Consider the following 18,042-nt stretch of genomic DNA (forward strand, 5'->3'; position numbering starts at 1 on the left):
AAACTTGAATTTTGATAAAATTTCAAGTTTCAAGAGAGGGTTTATAAATGGCAAAAATAGCTCAGCAAATGGTTCTATGAATATTGACTCTTTGGATACGTATATAATTCTATAGAGTCTAAGATAGCAATACTTTTACCCATTTATAAAATGGAATTATATCAATTTGAATATCTTCTAAAACTACCTGATCTTCGCTATCGTATGTGATAATTACACCATTTTTAAGATCAAACTCTTTACAAGCGGTAATTAAACCTTTTATCTCTCTCGTTTTTATTACTTCATCACTCATATCATAAGTAACCTGTATCGCTTGTGTTATTCTATTTTTTTCATTGACTAAAAAATCACATTCACTCTTGGAGTTGCGAAAATAAAAAAGAGAATCATACTTTCTTCGTAGCTCTAAAAAAACTGCATTTTCCAGCACTTTTCCAACATTGTCTGAAAATCTAAACTCTATGGCATTGTTCAATCCAACATCTATAGTGTAAATTTTCTTTTCTCCTAACTCTTTGTTAACAAGCGACTTGTCATATTTGTGGAGTGTAAGTGCAAAGTAGATATTTTGGATATACTCTAAAAACTCATAAAGTGTGTTTTTACCTATTTTTATCCCTGCTGATTTGAGTTCATTATATATTTTATTGATAGAGATTTGTTTTGTCGAGGATGCTATAACTCTTTTAAGAAAAAACTTAAGTGCTACAGTGTTAGTTATGCTGTATCTTTGGGCTAAATCTTTATAGAGAAGAACATTAAAGTACTCTTGAAGTGTTTGAGTGGCATAGGGTGCATCCAAAAAAAGAGTTTCAGGAAATCCTCCATCTTTTAAAAAATTCTCTTGAGCATTTTTTATATATGCCAGGCTTTTTGAAGAGTAGAGATCTACCTCTACATTTTTAAATGAAAGATACTCACTAAATGATAGTGGAAAAACTTCAAACACAAGTGTACGACCCCTAAGACTTGTTGCAATCTCACTACTGAGTAGTTTTGAGTTTGAACTAGTTATAAAGATATTTTTTGAAACAGTGTCATAAACTCTTCGAACAAACTTTTCCCAACCATTAATGTTTTGAATTTCATCAAAGAAAAAATAACACTCTTTTAAATTGTGCTCAGGATAAAGTTCCATAAAGCTTTGTAGTACCAAATCCAACTCATCAACTCGTAAATCTAATCGTTCATCTTCAAAGTTTAAAAAGAGAATTTTAGTTTTATCTATTGTTTGTGCCAATTTATTGATTTTATGATACAAGATAGATGTCTTTCCACATCTACGCACACCAATGAGTGTAATAATCTTTTGAGTATTAAGAGGTAACTCCAAATCTCTTGGTTTTACATCAAATGGTTCGCTGAGATGAAAATCTCTAATAATTTGTTTTAGTTGTTCTTTCTTTTTCATAAAGAAGATTATAGCATATATCTTCTTTGTATAAATAAAAGAGATCTAAAAATAAAAAGTGTAGGAGAATGACATAGTTTACTATATAATATCCATAACAATAAATCTTATGAAAAGGGAACGACTGCTCGTGCTTATAGATATGCTATCTTGTTAATAGATTTTGTAGGTATAGAGTGTCGAGATTTTTAATGGTCAAATTCAACAACTACTTAACAAGCATTCCAGCCCTTAACTATCATCATTACGATTGGCACACAACAAGTGTTAATTATGAACGTCAATACCATGAGAGTGTAAAAAAATGGAGTTCATGGGGCATTGAAAATAATATCGCAACTCCGATTCGTGCATATCTTGATTATCTCTATCATAATATTAAGATTGCACGGCGTGTTCCAAATATGCGCATAGATATGTTTCTCTTTGATGAAAATGAAGAAAAAGAGATAGAGGAAAAAATTGAAACGATGCTCAGACCTGCTTTAGATGATGAAGAAGAGATTGAGCTTTTGGAGTTATTTAAAAGTTATTTAAAAGGTGGAAAATATGACTTTAGAAGTAAATTATACTCTCAAAGAAAAGCTCGAAGAGAAGAGATTGCACTCGCAGTAAAAAATAATAACACCACTTTTGATAAGAGTAATTTTTCACAAGCGATGGATATAGATAATATTGATGCTTTGGCAAATATGAAATTGGATGTTTTGGAAAAGGGTAAGAGCAGTGCAAGAGATGTTTATGATTTGGGTTTCATTATTACTCATAAGCAAGAGGTATTATCATCAAAAACAACAAAGAGATTTATGGAAAAATTTTCTAATATTGATTTTGTAGATTTTCTCTTAGTGAATGAACCTGCTTTTAAAGGAGATGGTATATTAGATGTAGGTGACCTTTTTGACAGTATTTTAAGATTGAAAAAAGGTATCAAGAATATTGATAAAGAAGTAAAAAAAGATTTGACAAGAGGAAAATATGAAAGTTGATATTTTAAGTGATTTACATCTTGATTTTTACTTTAAACCACATCTAACAACAAGTGAAAATATCATCTCTTTTTTTGAGAGTATTTTTACAAATAGAGGAACTCAAAAGATCGGAGATATTTTAATAGTTGCCGGTGATATCGGACATAACAATAAACAGAACATAGAAGTTTTAAAAATATTGCAAAAAAATTTCTACAAACATATAGTCTGTATTCTTGGAAATCATGACTATTATCTTATAGGAAGTGAAGCAAAGTATGCTTTTAAGAACAACTCTTTTTTACGCATTGAAGATATGCAAAAGCGCATCAATCAAGAAGAAAATTTGCATTGCTTGGATGGTACAGTTGTTACTATAGATGGAGTTCAATTTGGCGGTGCAAATAGCTGGTATGATGGAAGTTATGTAAAAAAGTACTTTCCAAGTCTTGATAATAGCGATATTAATTTATTGTGGAGTGAAAACATAAACGATAGTAATTTAATCAAGGGAATCAATAGGTTTGATGAGATTCATACTCTTGAGATGAAAAAACTTGAAAATATATATAAAAATTGTGATGTTATGATTACGCATGTAAATCCGTCATTTGATGAGAAGCATATAGATAAAAAATATCATAACAGCCCTATAAATACATTTTTTACATTTGATGGAAGTAAATTTTACAAAAATGGTTTTATAAAATATTGGGTATTTGGACATACGCATGATTCTATAGAGTACACGATGGAAGATGTAAATTTCTTATGTAATCCACTTGGTTATCCTTATGAGAGCAACTATGGAGAGGGTATTATAATGAAGAGCTTTGAGATCTGAAGTAAAATGCTATGAATTTGATGCTCTAACAAGCTGCGAATATTTTAAATGTGGCTTAGCAATAGAAAAAAGTATTTATTTGTATCTTTTTAGCTGATAAATAATCTTTTGTATCAAAAAGTATAAAAAGATGCAAAAATATACAAATAGATAAAACAAGATATAAAGAATGATAAAATTGATTTATAGTTTTTTCTATATAATTCTACAAAAAGATACAAAAAAGGAAATCCGATGATAAATGAAAACAGCATAGAAGTTCAATTGAAAGAGCTTGCCAAAACACAACAGTTGATGATGGAAAAAATAGAGACAATTGAAAAAAAACTTGAAGCTAAAACCCCCACTGCAAACAATGAAGAACTTGTAAGCATGTTAAAAGAGATGGATAAATTCTTAAAACAAATGGATGAATGGAATGGTAGTAATCTTACAGATGCTTATGAAAAAACTACAGACTTGATAAATGGCAACACAGAAGCCCTAATTTCCTACCACGAAACAACCCAAAAATTCGTCAAACAAGTTTATGCAAAAATCGAAGAAGAGTCACAAAAACTCAATAGAAGCATCGGTGCAACTCAAAACACAACAAAATTTTCTTAATGACAACGGCAAATAAAATTAGAACCTTAAATATGCTATAATATGCAGTAATTAGAGGGGAGAGTAGACTATGACAAAAGCATTTTTAGAACCAACAGTATTACAGCCAGAAAATGAAAAATTTATAATGAATGCATTTTCCAAAAAAAGTTTTGAAAAAGTAAAAGATTTTGATAAAAACAAAAGAGTTGGGTTAAAAAAAACTGCAAAAAGAAAACTCTCATTAACCGATCTATTTGCTTAAATGAATAGAGAGCAGTTTGACAATACTTTCTCCCTGTTTCAACTCTCAGAAATAATACATTTTCATCAATCAACTTCTCAAGTAAAAAAACTTCTTAAAACTTTTAGCTGCACAAGAAACAGAGATCTTGAAGATTTTTTACACAATAGAACTCTCACTTTTGAAAAACATCTACGATCAAGAACCTACCTTTATATCCATAATGAAACTAAAGAGCTTGCAGCATATTTTACAATAGCAATCAGTATGCTTTATACTAATAATATCTCAGCAAAAACTATCAAACTTCTTGATGGCTATAAAGATGATGCTAAAACTATACCATGCTTTTTAATCGGGCAACTAGGTAAATCTGATAAATATGAAAAGTTTAAAATAGGTGAGTATATTTTAGAAGATAGTGTAGATGTTATCGATGAAGCACATCATGCTTTGGGTGGCAGATTTATACTGCTTGATGCAGTTAATGATGATAGACTTATTAAGTTTTATGAAAATAATCTATTTTTTCCAATTGAGCTGAACGATGAGAATGAAAGTGTTAAAATGATACGACCATATTTTGAAATTCTTGAAAATCATTATCAATAGTATTTGGTATTATTTCTCAAACATTACATCTCAAGTGCTGCAAAAAATGCACCAAAACAGCTAATAATTGTAAAACAATTCGGTCACCTTTTTATTACAAAAAGATATAAAAAATGATATTATGATATAAAAATTAATATATAATTCTACAAAAACCCACAAAAAAGGAAATCCGATGATAAACGAAACTAGCATAGAAGTTCAATTGAAAGAGCTTGCTAAAACACAACAGTTGATGATGGAAACAATGGAAGCAATGAATAAAAAGCTAGAAGCTCTTGAAACCAAAGTAACAAAAACAGACCAAGCTGAACTTGTAACTATGTTAAAAGAGATGGAAAAATTCTTAAAACAAATGGATGAAGATTCTGCTCATAATTTTCAAAATACTTTTGATGCACTTGCAGGAACAATAAACAATAATGCAGATGCCGTAATCTCCTATGTAGAAACAGCACAAAAATTCATCAAACAAACCTATGCAAAAATCGAAGAAGAGTCACAAAAACTCAATCGAAGCATCGGTGCAACCCAAAACACAACAAGATTTTCTTAAAACAAGGACTAAACAATGGCACAAGTAAATAATAATTCATTTGACAAACCAAAACAAAACCCAAAACAAGAAGACGCAACTGAAGCCTTCCAATCCCTCGCAACCCGCTCACCGGATTGCCTGCTAAATTTTCAAGTGCCAATTATATCCAAAAACCTCTACTCTCTTGAGAACGATGACATAAACCGGACAACCGTCAATCATTACGCCCAAGTACCCCCAACGACAAACAAACTCTACTCAACAAAAGCAATACCAAAACACGATTACATCAGTAAGTTTTTTTCGGATAAGATGCAAATTTCCCCAGATGATAAACTTGGAGAGAATAATGATGGCATCTACTCCTCAAAACTGCTACGCTACCTCCAAGACCCAGAACTGCATACTCAAAATGCTATGAATCTTATGCTTCAGCAGGCTGCGAATATTTTAAATGTGGCTTAGCAATAGAAAAATGTATTTATTTGTATCTTTTTAGCTGATAAATAATCTTTTGTATCAAAAAGTATAAAAAGATGCAAAAATACACAAATAGATAAAACAAGATATAAAAAATGATATTATGATATAAATCTAATGCGAAAATATCACAAAATGATAAAATTGATTTATAAAAATTAATATATAATTCTATAAAAACCCACAAAAAAGGAAATCCGATGATAAACGAAAACAGCATAGAAGTTCAATTGAAAGAGCTTAACAAGACAGTACAGTTGATGATGGAAAAAATGGAAGCAATGGAGAAAGAACTAAAAGCCAAAGCAACCAAAACAGACCATGCAGAACTTGTAACTATGTTAAAACAGCTAGAAACATTTATAGACAAAGTTTCCGACAATGATGCAAATAATCTTATGAAAGTTCATGACTCATTGACAGACTCAGTAGTAGGCAATGCAGAAGCCGTAATCTCCTACGTAGAGACAGCAAAAAAATTCATCCAAGAAACCTATGCAAAAATCGAAGAAGAGTCACAAAAACTCAATAGAAGCATCGGTGCAACCCAAAACACAACAAGATTTTCTTAAAAATAAGGACTAAACAATGGCACAATTTAATGAATACATACCCGAAAAATCCAAACAAAACCCAAAACAAGAAGACGCAACTGAAGCCTTCCAAGCCCTCGCAACCCGCCCACCGGAATACCAATGAATTTCCAAGTGCCCGTTTTGACATAAAAACTCGGAGATAAAAAATCTCTTTTTTCCCTCAAAAAAGTTATATAGGAAAAAGTTATCCTAAAAAAGGAAAAATTGGGGTCGAACCCCTTACTACCATCTTGAGAAAAATGACAAAAACAGTAGGGGGTTCGCGAAGAAACCTTAAAGTACCTCAAACCCCCATACTGACGACATCTCAAATTTTCCTCTTTGGAGAACAACCTACTATAAAAGTTAATTTTCGGAGCAAACCTTAAACGAAATTTCTTTTGTGAAAAATAAATCTCAAAAATTGATAGAAAATTCGTTTTTTAAGTGATGAGTTTTGAGGAAAAATGCAACGAAAATATGGCTGTATTTTTTGAGGAGAAATGTAGTACAATTCTATGAAAAGTACCCAGATTCAAAAACAGCTTTGGAGGCATAGTATAGTGTTGCAAAAAAGTTAATATGATTACTCTGTAGGTACTCATGCTCAATATAATGAAATAAATGCAAAGATATGAAAATGAAGATCAAACCAATTAAAACTGAACAAGATTATGATACTGCACTGCAAAGAGTTGATGAATTAATGGAGTTAAGTCCTAAACTTGATACACCACTTAGTGATGAACTTGAAGTTTTAGTAATGCTTATAGAAAAATACGAAGAAAAAAATTGGATTATAGATGCACCAGACCCTATTAAAGCAATCAAAGTAAGAATGAACAAATGAATTTCAAACAAAAAGATAAAGTACTACAAAATATCATTTTTGACTAAAAAAAAGGAATAAAAAATGTGCTTAGAAGATATAATAAAAGCTACAAAAAATGATATTGAGAGACTTTTTACTATAACTGATGAAGATATTTCACAAAATGCTTTTGAGCAGATAAAAAAGATGAAACGATTTTTACCACGTAAGATATTTGAATATGAGAAAAAAAGTAAAGAGCTGATACTTATGGCGGGAGGCCCTGGAGCTGGAAAAAGTGAATTTGCAACACGATTAAAAGAGAGTCTAAAGATTGATGTTATTAATACTGATTATGTAAGGAAATTATGTGATGGCTATAGTGGTAAAAATGCTCATTTGTTTCAAAAAGCAAGTTCCAAAGGTGTTAGTATTTTGGTAGATTATGCATTTAAACATAACATCTCTTTTATCTTAGATGGAAATTTTTCAGACTACAAGATACAAAAAAGCAATATTGATAGGGCAAAGAAAAAGGGCTATGATATAAAAATCTTTTTTTGTTATCGATCTCTCAAATTTGCCAAGCAATATACAGTGCAGAGAGAAGAAAGGGAGGGCAGGGCTGTTCCTGATACAATATTTGAGAGTAAGTCAATAGGTTCTGCTGAAACGGTAAAACAATTTATTGGAGATATTAGAGTAGATTTTTTTGATATAGAAAATAGTGAAATCTATCAAAATATATCAAAAAAGCATTTTTGTGAAAAAATACATACTTTTTTGATATATTTTGACAGATGCGTACAAAATGTTATTTTGGGAGAAAGTAGTCAACAGTGATATTTTGTAAGATATAATATCTTATTTTATAAAATTATATAGAATTTTTTATAAATGGATATACTTTTGATGACAGTGGATTGGTTGTACTTATTCTGAGTTAGTTTGACACTATTGCAAAAAAAGGGTATAATTTTGTTTTTGATGTGTTAATTTCCTTCCTCAATATGGGTGCTTTGAGGAGGTTGAGTTAGTATGTATCACCGTATAGGTGATTTAAAATTGCTTACTTTGAGCATTTCACAATAATTCTCACTATCTCTTTTAATCGTCTCTTTTGTTTCTTCTCTAATATCATAAAATGGAATTAAATTACTTTCTATTGACAATAAATATTTCTCTACAGCTTCTTGCTTGGAGTATTCATATTTGCCAACTCTTTTAAGTATAGTATCTTCATAGCTATCAAAAAATTCTTCATAGTTTTCATTTTCAAAAGGTAAATCAAATCTTACTCTATTTATAATATCATTTAAGCGATTTAATCTTTTTATGATATTATCTCTGTAGTCTTGTATAAATTCTTCTTCTTCCTTTTTTAAACTACTTTCAATAAAGTTAAAATCTAAGTTTTTATGTATTTTTTTAGCTAATTTTTTAAAATCATTAAAGTATTGAGTTTTTGATATTTTATTCGATTGTAAAAATTCAAGCATATCAAATACTCCTATTTTTTCAAATTCAAATTCATCATCTATTGCCATTGCCATATCTTGTGCATACTTATTTTTATACATAGTTACATTCACAATATCATAAAAAGGAGCTATTACCAAACCATCTTTATCTACAAAAAAAGATATATTTTTACCATGAGCATCACTGTTACCTAAAATAAGATTAATCATATTCCATGTTATTAACTCTTTTTTAAATAAAAGAGGAGTTTTTGCTTCATTAACCAGATTAAACAGTTTTTCAAATGAAACTCCATCTCTTATATCTTTAGAATTGTATAATCGTTCATATTTGTATGTTGATGGAAAACCTAATGCTTGCGTAGCATCAATAATATGTAGTCGTTCTACATATTTATTATTGACAAGTTTTCTGTCAAATCTCTCTACAAACAGAACATTCTCATTTCCCAATTTTCTGTACTCAACCTCTGCAACATTTACGCCTACTGCTTTTGCAAGTTTAAGAGATAGATATTCATTTAAAATTACATTTTCATTCTTCCGATTAAATTTAAGAATATGAGTAGAGCAAATATCTCCTTCCCCTAAACCAATCACACCATCAATAATTGTAACTGCTAATTTTTCTTGAACGCCTGCAAGGCTTAACCTTAATTTGTCATCCCAAAGTATAATAGATTGAGCATCTTTTTGAGATACTCTCTCTTCTAACTCTTCTAATGGTATCTCTCTAAAACTTGTTGGTATATTAATCTCTTTAGTATCTGTAAAAGTCAATGCACCTGTTGTTTCAGCACCAATATGTTTAAGGATAGAGAACTTGTCAGATTTAGAGATTTGATAATAAACACTCATCTCTTCCAAACCCTCTCCCTCTGGTAACAGATTTTCAATAAAAAGCTTAAAAGCATACTCCTCAAAACCACTGAATTTTAAAAATGGACTCAACTCAAATCCTTCTTTAATCCAGTTATCATCATAAACAAAGCTAAAATTTTTTAATAAAGGGTCATATTCAAGTAATCCCACAAGAATTTTTTTATAGTGAATATATATTTTTTCCATAATCAATCCTCAAATTTTATTTTTATACCAAGCATTTTTGCAACATGTAGTGCGGTAGAGAGTCGAACACCCTTAGAACCTTTTTCTAGTTTTTGCAAAGTAACATTAGTAATTTGACAAAATGAAGAAGTTTCCATGATGCTAAGACCCAATTCTGTTCTTTTTGCTTTAATCACTTTTGCAAAATCTTCTTCATCTTTTATGTGAGTAAATGTGACTTTTGGGGTTGCTACAACTTTTTTACCTTTTGCCATCAAAGAGCCTTATATTAATACTTTTATATTATTATAGCTAAGAAATAGTACAAAAGTCAATTAAAATATATTAAAGTATTAATATAATGAAATAAATGAAATGGAAGCAGACCATATAACACCTTAGAGGTGGAAAGACGACTGCTGATAATTGTCAAATGCTTTGCAAAGACTGTAACAGAAAAAAATCAAATACATAAAAATGCTCTCACAGCAAAATATAGCCGCCGCCATAACCTTGCAATACACCCCTTTTGAGCTTTTACACACTCCAATATATTTTTTTTGCTTTTAGAGAAAAGTTTACTTTTCTCTGCTCTTGTTTAAAGAAATGTCTTCTCTTTTTTTGCAACACAAAAAAAAGAATAAAAGACATTTCGTCTAGAGATATATTTTCTAGTGAGATAATACTATATAATGCAACGAAAATGGAGTATTTTCACGGAAAAATATCCTCTATTGGTGGAAGTTTATCCTCTGTTCGTGGAAATAGGATTATGCTTTTTAAGTTATTTGTAAGTGCAAAGATTGTGTAATTTTAATACAAAGAGGTAAAAGGATATGAAAAAGAAAGTACAAAACAGCACATTAACAATACGCATAGATGAAGATTTAGAAAACAGATTTATTGTAGTTGCCAAAGCTAATGATAGCGACAGTAATTAAGACAAGGATTTAAACTATGGGATTAGCAAATGCAAATTTAAACAATCAATCATCAGACCAAACTAAAGAACAAGAAGACGCAACTGAAGCCTTCGAAGCCCTCGCAACCCGCCCACCGGAATACCAATCAAATTTTCAAGTGCCAATTTTCTCCGAAACCCTCTACCCTTTCAAAGACCCAAACCTGATAACCGCCAACCAATACGACCAAATACCAATAATGACAGATAAACTCTACTCAACAAAAGCTTTACCAAAAAAAGATGATTACATCAGTAAGTTTTTTTCGGATAAGATGCAACTCTCCCCAGATGATAAACTTGGAGAGAATAACGATGGCATCTACTCCTCTAAACTGCTACGCTACCTCCAAGACCCAGAGCTGCATACTCAAAATGCTATGAATCTCATGTTGCAACAGGCTGCGAATATTTTAAATGTGGCTTAGCAATAGAAAAATGTATTTATTTGTATCTTTTTAGCTGATAGTCAACAGTGATATTTTGTGGGATTGTTTAAGGTTTTGTATTTTTATATAAAAAAGATAAAGGGATTTTAATTATGATAATAAAAGAGATAACATTACAAGATTGGGATGTCTATGATGACAATAACAAGTTTGAATTTTTGGCATTACAAGGTATTAAACCACACGAAGGACTTAGTGATGAGTTTTGTCTGGCTGTTATGGATAAATATGGAGACAGAGGAAAAGAGGAAATAATCAGGATGGAGGACAGAGGGCAGATTTTCTTAAGGCAAGCTCAAAGATTGTTAGGTGACGAATATGTTACTTTTTCAAGACGAGTTCCTGTTGAGCGGTGAGGTTCACAGATGGGATGAATGCTCTAAGCTCCCCATTGTTCCGTAAACCATAGCCATTTATGACGGAGTAATTCACAATGTCATAACATATTTTAATCTTTTTTATATTGTAATCGACTCAAAATATGATACTATTATACTAACTAATCGACTCAAAGGAAAAATATGAGTTCACATGAAAAAGTTAGAAAATGGATATGGCAACATGAAAACTATCCTGTATTTTCTTATGATAAAGAAAAGCTCTCAACACTTATAAGTAAAATAGAATACTTACGAGGTGTTCTTGATGGTTACTCAAAACTTTTTAATGAAGATGATATACGAAAAATAGAGATAGATAGACTCACAGATGAAGCAATAAATACTTCTCTTATAGAGGGTGAAGTTTTTAAAAGAGAGAGTGTTCGTTCATCTCTAAGAAAGAGATTAGATAAAGAATTTGATGCAAGAAGTGATGGTTATGCAACAGCTATAACTGATAGTCTTGTAGAGATACTAATAGACTGTAGTTTAAACAAACAGCCTTTAACACTCCAGAGACTTCATGGATGGAATAACTGCCTTTTTGAGCATCAATACTCTAAACTATATAAAATAAATGTAGCTACTTTTAGAACAAATGATGATATGGAAGTAATTTCTGGTGCAATTGGGCATGAGAGAGTACACTACCTTGCCCCTCCTGCTGTCAAGATAGATGAAGATATAAAAAGACTTTTTGCATATTGTAATGATAGCGATGAAAACATCTATATAAAAAGTGCTATCGCTCATTTATGGTTTGTTATTATTCACCCCTATGAAGATGGAAATGGAAGAGTTGCAAGAGCAATCACAGACTATATTCTTTCACAAGGAACAACTTTTACACAGTTTAAACTTTACTCTATTTCTACAGCTATTAATAGTGATAGAAAAGCTTACTATGATATTTTGGATAGAACAACAAATCTATTAAAAAATAGAGAGTTTGATATAACCCCATGGATAGAGTGGCATCTTAATACTTTAAAAAGTGCGATGCAAAGTGGCTTGAAAAGTATAGAATACCTTGTGCAAAAAACAAAGTTTTGGGATAAATATAGAGAATATGCACTTAATGACCGACAAATAAAAGTGATAAATAAAATTTTAGATATGGGAAGTGAGAATTTTGAGGGTGGGATAAGTACCAAAAAATATATCTCCCTTACTAAAGTAAGTAAAGCTACAGCAGTAAGGGATATATCTCATCTTGTAGAGCTGGGATGTATCAAGCAGATAGAGGGAAGTAGCGGTCGGAATATTAGGTATAGATTGGATATTTAATTGTAGGAGATAAGTGATGATAGTATTAGAGATTGGAGGTAAAATAAAGCAACTCCGAAAAGAGAGAAAAATACCTTAAGTAGCGTTGTCTAAAGAGGTTGGTATCAGTAGAAAAAACCCTCTCTAAATTAGAAAATTGCTATATTGTAAATATATCTATTGTAATATTTTAAAAGCTGTTAATGCCTTGGGATACTCAATAAGATAGCTCATAAACCCTTTTTATCTCTAAAAAATAATGAAAAATTCATAGTAGATAGAATTACTTTAAGGTTGCGATTCGTAATATTTCTTGCGAAAACTGTGAATTTAACTCCACCGTTGACAATTGAAATTTACAATACAAAAAGATTACACTCCTCAATAGGATATTTAACACCTAATGAGGTTTATTTCAAAAGTGTCAATAACAAAGGTTACAACAATAAAGTAGTGTTACCAAAGGTAGCATAAGTGATTGGAATAAAAAGAAATTTAGAATTGGTCTTGACAAAGGGGGACATTATAGAAATTACGAAAAAACGAAATTTTTCTCAAAATTTAAATATCTAATTTAAATATTTTTAAGTTTAGTTGATATAATTATATTAAAGGAAACAATTATGATAAATACATTAACAGAATATAATAAAAAGTCATTAGCTAATGGAAATATATTTCATGATAAAGAAAATTATATGAAAAATTTCCATTTAGGAATAGAAAGAGAAAATATTAACATTGGTAATGTTTTATTAATAAATACGTCAGGCAACATTGATATTGTTGAAGTTTTATCTAATAATAAAATTTTAACTATTGAGGTTTTAAATAAAAAAATAAATGAAATTTTAAATAAGAAAATAACGATAGATTTTTTAATAAAAGTAATTATTTTATCTGAAACAAAACTTGGTCTTTATACTACTAAAGAAAATGATGGAGATATAAATGAATTTTTCCAAATTAAAAAACGTAATATTAAAGATCTTTTAGAACTAAAAAAACAAGAAGAAGAATTAAAATTATTCGATTTAATTAATAAATTAGACACAACTTTTAAAGGAAAATATATAATGCCCCTAAAAATCAAGACAACTTCTCCAGAAATTTAATTTCATCTTCATCTGTTACCCTATGCCACATTTTTTAGATATTCAAGATAAACATTCATTGGTTTTTGATAGTTTATACTTGAATGAAATCTTTTAAAATTATATTTGTGTATATATGCTGCTACTCCTTCTTTTAAATCTTTGATTGTTATATAATCATTTATATAGATATTGCTGTGCTTGAGAGTTCTGAAGAATCTCTCAATTACGATATTATCGATACTTCTGCCTCTGCCATTCATTGATATTTGGATATCATGTTTTTTGAGTAATTGGGTGTGCTCATAACTTGTATACTGGCTCCCCTGATCAGAGTTAAATATCTTAGGCTTAGGATACTTTGCAAGTGCCTCTTGAAGTACATCTGTGGCAAGTGTTGCATCCATACTGTTAGAGATTTTATATGCAAGCACAGCTTTACTGTGCCAGTCGATAATAGCAGCAAGATACATAAACCCACCATTGATGCGAATATAGGTAATATCTCCACTCCACACTTCATTTGGTGTTGAGACATACACTGTTTTTTTCTTGCCGTTTTGAGTCCAGTACTGCTTGAGCAAATATTCATATACTTGATGTTGGGGATGTTTGATACTTGTGACTCTTTTCTTTGTTGGATATATCGCTTGTATCCCTAAAATCCCCATATATTTGAGCACTCTATTTCTTCCAATATTGTAGCCATCCTCTTTGAGTTGTTCATAGATGAGTCGATACCCATATTCTGAATTATCAGTAGCGATTTCATCGATTTTATGGAGTATTTTTATATTCTCTGCACTTATAGGCACGGGGTTATAGTAAAAACTACTTCTACTGACACCAATAAGTTCACACTGCTCTGATATTGAAAGTTGTTTATGCCTGGACTCTATCAGAGCTCTTTTTTCAATCAAGTCCAAGCTCTTTAACTTTCCCACTGCCCACTCCGCCTTTACAGTTGCCTTGCCGAGTGCTTTAGCCAACTGCTCATTTTCAGATTTAAGCTCTTCTATCTCATCTTTATAGGCTTTGGTAGCTCCGCCAACATCAAATGCTAAAGAAGCATTTTCTAAAAACTGCTGTTTCCATTTCCCTAATGATTGTGATGTTACCCCATACTTCGAGGCTAATTGACTTGTTGTCATCTCCTCTTTTAGCATCTCTAAGACTATTTTTGTTTTTTGTTCAGCTGTGTAAGTTTGACCTTTTTTTCTACTCATAATTTCATCTCCATAATTCTTATTATTTTAACTTTTTTGAAAATAAATCTTACTGAATTGTTGTCTTAGATTTTAGGGGCATTATAATTTTTCTCTGTAGTTTGAGTTAATCGTGAAACTATTTTCTTGAGATCTTTACTAGCTTGTAGTTTTGGCCTCATTGTTAAATATCGCTGTACAATTTTCTTCTGATGGAAGTGACACATTTGTATTGGAATATCTTTAAAGGCTTTGTATAAGCCTCTTTTGCCATCTAAAGTAGCACTTGTGATTGTATATCCGCGTGCCAATAGCTCTTCTTTTAAATATCGGTAGTCCTGAACTATTTCACTTTGAATATGCTTCCAAATGAGTATCTCTTTTGACACGTTGTCTTTATACCCTCAAGGGGCACCTAGAAAACTAAAGTGCCTAATTTGTCCTTTCTTTTTCCATGAAAAGTAGCATCGCAAATAAGATTTACAGCTCTTGGGTTATGTACTTTGCATTCGACAAGATACTCGTCTCTTTGCTTCATAATCCACGGTATAGATTTTTTATATTTTGCTGATAATTGTTTGAGAGTTTGACGGTGTAAAAAGTATTCTTCGAAGATTATTTTTTGGAGCTGTTCTGGACGCCTATTTGAACTAAATGATTTGTTACAGTCCTTGCAAAAATATCGTTTAATTCCTCTTCTTATACCCTTAGAAATAACATTTTTAGATTGACAATTTATACATATTTTAGAGCTTTTTTACAATCATTTGTAAATAAACCTTTGTTTACTCCCAATATACCATACTTTAAGAGGTGTTTTAAGCACCCGTTTTTTTAATTAAGTCCTATTGAATAATATTTAACCAGACACAAAGCTGTCATAGCATAATCATATACTTCTTCTATAAAATTTGAGGAGTATCTGATGAAGATTACAAGAAGAAGACGCCGAAAAAGAAATTATACGCTTGAGATAAAAAAAGAAGACTACATCGATAAAACCCTTATCGATAAAGCAAGCTTATGGACACTCCGTATACTTCTAAAATTGGGAGGACACAAAGAGTTCATAGATAAAGATGACTATGTTTCCAAAGATAATATTCTTGCTTTTTTAGATGGAAATCAGTTTTTAGAAGATGATGATGCAGAGAAAAAGTTTACTCGAAATGATGTACTAGAATACTTTGCGCAAAAACTCGAAAAACTCGAAAATCAAAAGAAATTCTCTTCACATCAAACTTTAGCAAAAAATATTGCGCAAATCTCCTCATTGATGGATCTAAATTGTTATGAAGAGCAGATTTTAGAGTTTAGTGTTTTAATAAAACAGTATGAGATTTTAGATGATGCTGTAGAACTTTTGGGACATGAACTCAATACGACACAAGTTAAAAGGGCTTTAAGTATCATATTAAATATTCCAAAAGATGAAGTAAAAAAAGCGCTCTCTTCAAAAGCTAAACTTACCAAATCTTCTTTAGTGATTATAGATAAACGAAATACAAATTCACTCGATAGAAAACTCGATTCAATTAGTGATACTTTCATAGATAATCTCTTGAATCTGGATGAAGATATATCTGTAATGCTCAAAGAATCAGTAAGTAGATGCTCCAAAGGAAGCTTGAAACTTAAAGATTATGAGCATATCAAAGAAGATATTAATCTGTTACTACCTTATCTTAAAAAAAGTATTAAACAAAAACAAGAGGGTGTCAATATATTTCTATATGGTGCACCTGGAACAGGAAAAACTGAACTTGCTAAAACGTTGGCTAAAAAACTCAAACTTAATCTTTTTGAAGTAAGCTACACAGATGAAGAGGATGAATCGATTGATGGAGAGCGACGACTAAAAGCCTATAAGTCAGCTCAAGCACTTCTAGGAGATAAAAAGACACTTCTAATGTATGATGAAGCAGAAGATATCTTTCAAGGTGGTGGAAGTAGTTTTTTTAGTATGCTTTTCGGAGGTTCAAGCCGTCAAAAAGATAAAGCATGGATTAACAAAGTGTTAGAAACAAATACAATTCCAACTATTTGGATTACTAACAATATCAATGCCATAGACCCTGCACTTGTAAGAAGATTTGATATGAGTATAGAGTTGCCAATTCCTCCAAAATCTAAACGGGAAAAAATTATAGAGAGTTATAGTAATGGGCATCTTGATACGGCAAGTATTCAGACATTAGCAGAGCATGAAGATGTAGCTCCAGCACTTATCACACGAGCATCTAAAGTATTGGAAGTTATAGGTGAAGAGAAAAACTCTGATGCATTTATACATCTTGTAAGCAATACGCTAAAAGCCCAGGGGCATAAAGAGTTAAAAAAAGGTAGTGGCATAGAGATTGCGAAAAATATTTATAATCCGAGCTACATCAACACAAGTACAGATTTAGAGAAGCTTACACTTGGAATAAAAGAGAGTAAAAACGCAAGGCTTTGTCTCTATGGAGCCCCAGGAACAGGAAAGAGTGCTTATGGGAAGTATATAGCTGAACAACTCAATAAACCATGCATTATAAAAAAGGGAAGTGACCTCATAAGTAAATGGGTAGGAGGTACCGAACAGAATATCGCCAATGCTTTTAAAGAGGCTGAGCAAGAGGAGGCAGTACTTGTATTTGATGAAGTTGATAGCTTTTTAAGTGATAGAACACAGGCTCAAAACTCATGGGAAGTTACACAGGTAAATGAGATGTTGGTACAGATGGAAAACTTTAATGGTGTTTTTATCGCTACAACAAACCTGATGGATAATCTTGATAAAGCGAGTTTAAGACGATTTGATTTAAAACTAGAGTTTGAGTATCTCAAACCAGAACAATCACTTAAACTCTTTAACGAATATGTAAAAGAGTTTGGGTTTGAAAAACTTACAGATATGCAAAAACAAAAAGTAAAATCTTTGAGAAATCTTGCACCAGGGGACTTTGCAGCTGTTGCAAGACAAAATAGATTTAATCCTCTTAAAAGTGTTGAAGATTTTATCCAAAGGCTTGAGAATGAGGTGGCTGTGAAGAATGAGGTTAGTGGTAATGTTATGGGGTTTTTATAATAAGAAAATTAAACATTT

General features: G+C 31.0%; 21 protein-coding genes and 1 pseudogene. 16 read left to right on the top strand and 6 right to left on the bottom strand.

Going from position 1 to position 18,042, the window contains the following annotated elements; all coding sequences use genetic code 11:
• Positions 1-118: 118 nt before the first annotated feature.
• Positions 119-1,414 carry an ATP-binding protein gene (locus MLC52_RS05270; RefSeq protein ID WP_434581529.1) on the bottom strand — a complete coding sequence of 432 codons (1,296 nt, stop codon included), beginning with the start codon at positions 1,412-1,414 and terminating at the stop codon, positions 119-121.
• A gap of 176 nt (positions 1,415-1,590) precedes the next feature.
• Between MLC52_RS05270 and MLC52_RS05275 the strand changes: the two genes are divergently transcribed.
• From MLC52_RS05275 to MLC52_RS05320, 10 genes are all read left to right on the top strand, one after another.
• Positions 1,591-2,403, top strand: a complete 813-nt coding sequence (locus MLC52_RS05275; protein WP_434581530.1) for a hypothetical protein — start codon at positions 1,591-1,593, stop codon at positions 2,401-2,403.
• The gene (locus tag MLC52_RS05280) at positions 2,393-3,229 is read left to right on the top strand and encodes a metallophosphoesterase (RefSeq protein ID WP_434581531.1); all 837 of its coding nucleotides are present in this window, start codon (positions 2,393-2,395) and stop codon (positions 3,227-3,229) included. The genes MLC52_RS05275 and MLC52_RS05280 overlap by 11 nt, the downstream gene beginning before the upstream one ends.
• 234 nt (positions 3,230-3,463) lie before the next feature.
• Positions 3,464-3,835 (top strand): hypothetical protein, encoded by a 372-nt coding sequence (locus MLC52_RS05285; protein ID WP_434581532.1) that lies wholly within the window; start codon positions 3,464-3,466, stop codon positions 3,833-3,835.
• A 70-nt stretch (positions 3,836-3,905) separates the two neighbouring features.
• The gene (locus tag MLC52_RS05290; protein WP_434581533.1) at positions 3,906-4,079 is read left to right on the top strand and encodes a hypothetical protein; all 174 of its coding nucleotides are present in this window, start codon (positions 3,906-3,908) and stop codon (positions 4,077-4,079) included.
• A complete protein-coding gene (locus MLC52_RS05295) occupies positions 4,080-4,670 on the top strand; it encodes a hypothetical protein (RefSeq protein WP_434581534.1) in 591 nt (196 codons plus the stop codon).
• A gap of 175 nt (positions 4,671-4,845) precedes the next feature.
• Entirely contained in the window at positions 4,846-5,226 is a 381-nt protein-coding gene (locus MLC52_RS05300) for a hypothetical protein (protein ID WP_434581535.1), read from the top strand.
• Positions 5,227-5,241: 15 nt separating this feature from the next.
• Positions 5,242-5,673: a hypothetical protein gene (locus MLC52_RS05305; RefSeq protein ID WP_434581536.1), complete on the top strand. Its 432-nt coding sequence runs from the start codon at positions 5,242-5,244 to the stop codon at positions 5,671-5,673.
• A 215-nt stretch (positions 5,674-5,888) separates the two neighbouring features.
• A complete protein-coding gene (locus MLC52_RS05310) occupies positions 5,889-6,260 on the top strand; it encodes a hypothetical protein (RefSeq protein ID WP_434581537.1) in 372 nt (123 codons plus the stop codon).
• Between the two features lie 643 nt (positions 6,261-6,903).
• Entirely contained in the window at positions 6,904-7,113 is a 210-nt protein-coding gene (locus MLC52_RS05315; RefSeq protein ID WP_434581538.1) for a helix-turn-helix domain-containing protein, read from the top strand.
• A 63-nt stretch (positions 7,114-7,176) separates the two neighbouring features.
• Entirely contained in the window at positions 7,177-7,917 is a 741-nt protein-coding gene (locus MLC52_RS05320; RefSeq protein ID WP_434581539.1) for a zeta toxin family protein, read from the top strand.
• A 200-nt stretch (positions 7,918-8,117) separates the two neighbouring features.
• Here the strand turns inward: MLC52_RS05320 and MLC52_RS05325 are convergent, their stop codons facing one another.
• Both MLC52_RS05325 and MLC52_RS05330 read right to left on the bottom strand, forming a co-directional pair.
• A complete protein-coding gene (locus MLC52_RS05325; RefSeq protein WP_434581540.1) occupies positions 8,118-9,623 on the bottom strand; it encodes a HipA domain-containing protein in 1,506 nt (501 codons plus the stop codon).
• A 2-nt stretch (positions 9,624-9,625) separates the two neighbouring features.
• Complete coding sequence (locus tag MLC52_RS05330) at positions 9,626-9,877, bottom strand: helix-turn-helix domain-containing protein (RefSeq protein WP_434581541.1); 252 nt, start codon at positions 9,875-9,877, stop codon at positions 9,626-9,628.
• 155 nt (positions 9,878-10,032) lie between these two features.
• Between MLC52_RS05330 and MLC52_RS05335 the strand changes: the two are divergent.
• The 5 genes and pseudogenes from MLC52_RS05335 to MLC52_RS05355 all read left to right on the top strand — a co-directional run.
• Positions 10,033-10,077 (top strand): annotated as a pseudogene (locus MLC52_RS05335) (hypothetical protein); the annotation flags it as partial.
• A 482-nt stretch (positions 10,078-10,559) separates the two neighbouring features.
• Positions 10,560-10,991: a hypothetical protein gene (locus tag MLC52_RS05340; RefSeq protein ID WP_434581542.1), complete on the top strand. Its 432-nt coding sequence runs from the start codon at positions 10,560-10,562 to the stop codon at positions 10,989-10,991.
• Between the two features lie 113 nt (positions 10,992-11,104).
• Complete coding sequence (locus MLC52_RS05345; protein ID WP_434581543.1) at positions 11,105-11,368, top strand: hypothetical protein; 264 nt, start codon at positions 11,105-11,107, stop codon at positions 11,366-11,368.
• Positions 11,369-11,533: 165 nt separating this feature from the next.
• Complete coding sequence (locus MLC52_RS05350) at positions 11,534-12,679, top strand: Fic family protein (RefSeq protein ID WP_434581544.1); 1,146 nt, start codon at positions 11,534-11,536, stop codon at positions 12,677-12,679.
• A gap of 602 nt (positions 12,680-13,281) precedes the next feature.
• A complete protein-coding gene (locus MLC52_RS05355; protein ID WP_434581545.1) occupies positions 13,282-13,773 on the top strand; it encodes a hypothetical protein in 492 nt (163 codons plus the stop codon).
• A gap of 20 nt (positions 13,774-13,793) precedes the next feature.
• Here MLC52_RS05355 and MLC52_RS05360 read toward each other — a convergent pair whose 3' ends face one another.
• The 3 genes from MLC52_RS05360 to MLC52_RS05370 all read right to left on the bottom strand — a co-directional run bounded on the left by MLC52_RS05360 (position 13,794) and on the right by MLC52_RS05370 (position 15,702).
• Positions 13,794-14,978, bottom strand: coding sequence for an IS3 family transposase (locus MLC52_RS05360; RefSeq protein WP_434579643.1), 1,185 nt, complete (start codon positions 14,976-14,978; stop codon positions 13,794-13,796).
• 65 nt (positions 14,979-15,043) lie between these two features.
• On the bottom strand, positions 15,044-15,346 hold the full coding sequence (locus tag MLC52_RS05365) for a hypothetical protein (protein ID WP_434581546.1): 303 nt from the start codon (positions 15,344-15,346) through the stop codon (positions 15,044-15,046).
• Positions 15,347-15,372: 26 nt separating this feature from the next.
• Positions 15,373-15,702, bottom strand: a complete 330-nt coding sequence (locus MLC52_RS05370) for a transposase-like zinc-binding domain-containing protein (protein WP_434581622.1) — start codon at positions 15,700-15,702, stop codon at positions 15,373-15,375.
• A 180-nt stretch (positions 15,703-15,882) separates the two neighbouring features.
• Between MLC52_RS05370 and MLC52_RS05375 the strand changes: the two genes are divergently transcribed.
• A complete protein-coding gene (locus MLC52_RS05375) occupies positions 15,883-18,024 on the top strand; it encodes an AAA family ATPase (protein WP_434581547.1) in 2,142 nt (713 codons plus the stop codon).
• Positions 18,025-18,042: the final 18 nt, after the last annotated feature.

Source organism: Sulfurimonas sp. NW15 (genome assembly GCF_051132285.1).
In the GTDB taxonomy this organism is placed as follows: Bacteria; Campylobacterota; Campylobacteria; order Campylobacterales; family Sulfurimonadaceae; genus Sulfurimonas; species Sulfurimonas hydrogeniphila.

What these genes read in the sequence shown, in the direction of transcription:
- MLC52_RS05270 (WP_434581529.1), bottom strand. Translation starts at nt 1,414, where the DNA reads ATGAAAAAGAAAGAACAACTAAAACAAATTATTAGAGATTTTCATCTC.
- MLC52_RS05280 (WP_434581531.1), top strand. Translation starts at nt 2,393, where the DNA reads ATGAAAGTTGATATTTTAAGTGATTTACATCTTGATTTTTACTTTAAA.
- MLC52_RS05285 (WP_434581532.1), top strand. Translation starts at nt 3,464, where the DNA reads ATGATAAATGAAAACAGCATAGAAGTTCAATTGAAAGAGCTTGCCAAA.
- MLC52_RS05290 (WP_434581533.1), top strand. Translation starts at nt 3,906, where the DNA reads ATGACAAAAGCATTTTTAGAACCAACAGTATTACAGCCAGAAAATGAA.
- MLC52_RS05295 (WP_434581534.1), top strand. Translation starts at nt 4,080, where the DNA reads ATGAATAGAGAGCAGTTTGACAATACTTTCTCCCTGTTTCAACTCTCA.
- MLC52_RS05300 (WP_434581535.1), top strand. Translation starts at nt 4,846, where the DNA reads ATGATAAACGAAACTAGCATAGAAGTTCAATTGAAAGAGCTTGCTAAA.
- MLC52_RS05305 (WP_434581536.1), top strand. Translation starts at nt 5,242, where the DNA reads ATGGCACAAGTAAATAATAATTCATTTGACAAACCAAAACAAAACCCA.
- MLC52_RS05310 (WP_434581537.1), top strand. Translation starts at nt 5,889, where the DNA reads ATGATAAACGAAAACAGCATAGAAGTTCAATTGAAAGAGCTTAACAAG.
- MLC52_RS05315 (WP_434581538.1), top strand. Translation starts at nt 6,904, where the DNA reads ATGAAGATCAAACCAATTAAAACTGAACAAGATTATGATACTGCACTG.
- MLC52_RS05320 (WP_434581539.1), top strand. Translation starts at nt 7,177, where the DNA reads ATGTGCTTAGAAGATATAATAAAAGCTACAAAAAATGATATTGAGAGA.
- MLC52_RS05325 (WP_434581540.1), bottom strand. Translation starts at nt 9,623, where the DNA reads ATGGAAAAAATATATATTCACTATAAAAAAATTCTTGTGGGATTACTT.
- MLC52_RS05330 (WP_434581541.1), bottom strand. Translation starts at nt 9,877, where the DNA reads ATGGCAAAAGGTAAAAAAGTTGTAGCAACCCCAAAAGTCACATTTACT.
- MLC52_RS05340 (WP_434581542.1), top strand. Translation starts at nt 10,560, where the DNA reads ATGGGATTAGCAAATGCAAATTTAAACAATCAATCATCAGACCAAACT.
- MLC52_RS05345 (WP_434581543.1), top strand. Translation starts at nt 11,105, where the DNA reads ATGATAATAAAAGAGATAACATTACAAGATTGGGATGTCTATGATGAC.
- MLC52_RS05350 (WP_434581544.1), top strand. Translation starts at nt 11,534, where the DNA reads ATGAGTTCACATGAAAAAGTTAGAAAATGGATATGGCAACATGAAAAC.
- MLC52_RS05355 (WP_434581545.1), top strand. Translation starts at nt 13,282, where the DNA reads ATGATAAATACATTAACAGAATATAATAAAAAGTCATTAGCTAATGGA.
- MLC52_RS05360 (WP_434579643.1), bottom strand. Translation starts at nt 14,978, where the DNA reads ATGAGTAGAAAAAAAGGTCAAACTTACACAGCTGAACAAAAAACAAAA.
- MLC52_RS05375 (WP_434581547.1), top strand. Translation starts at nt 15,883, where the DNA reads ATGAAGATTACAAGAAGAAGACGCCGAAAAAGAAATTATACGCTTGAG.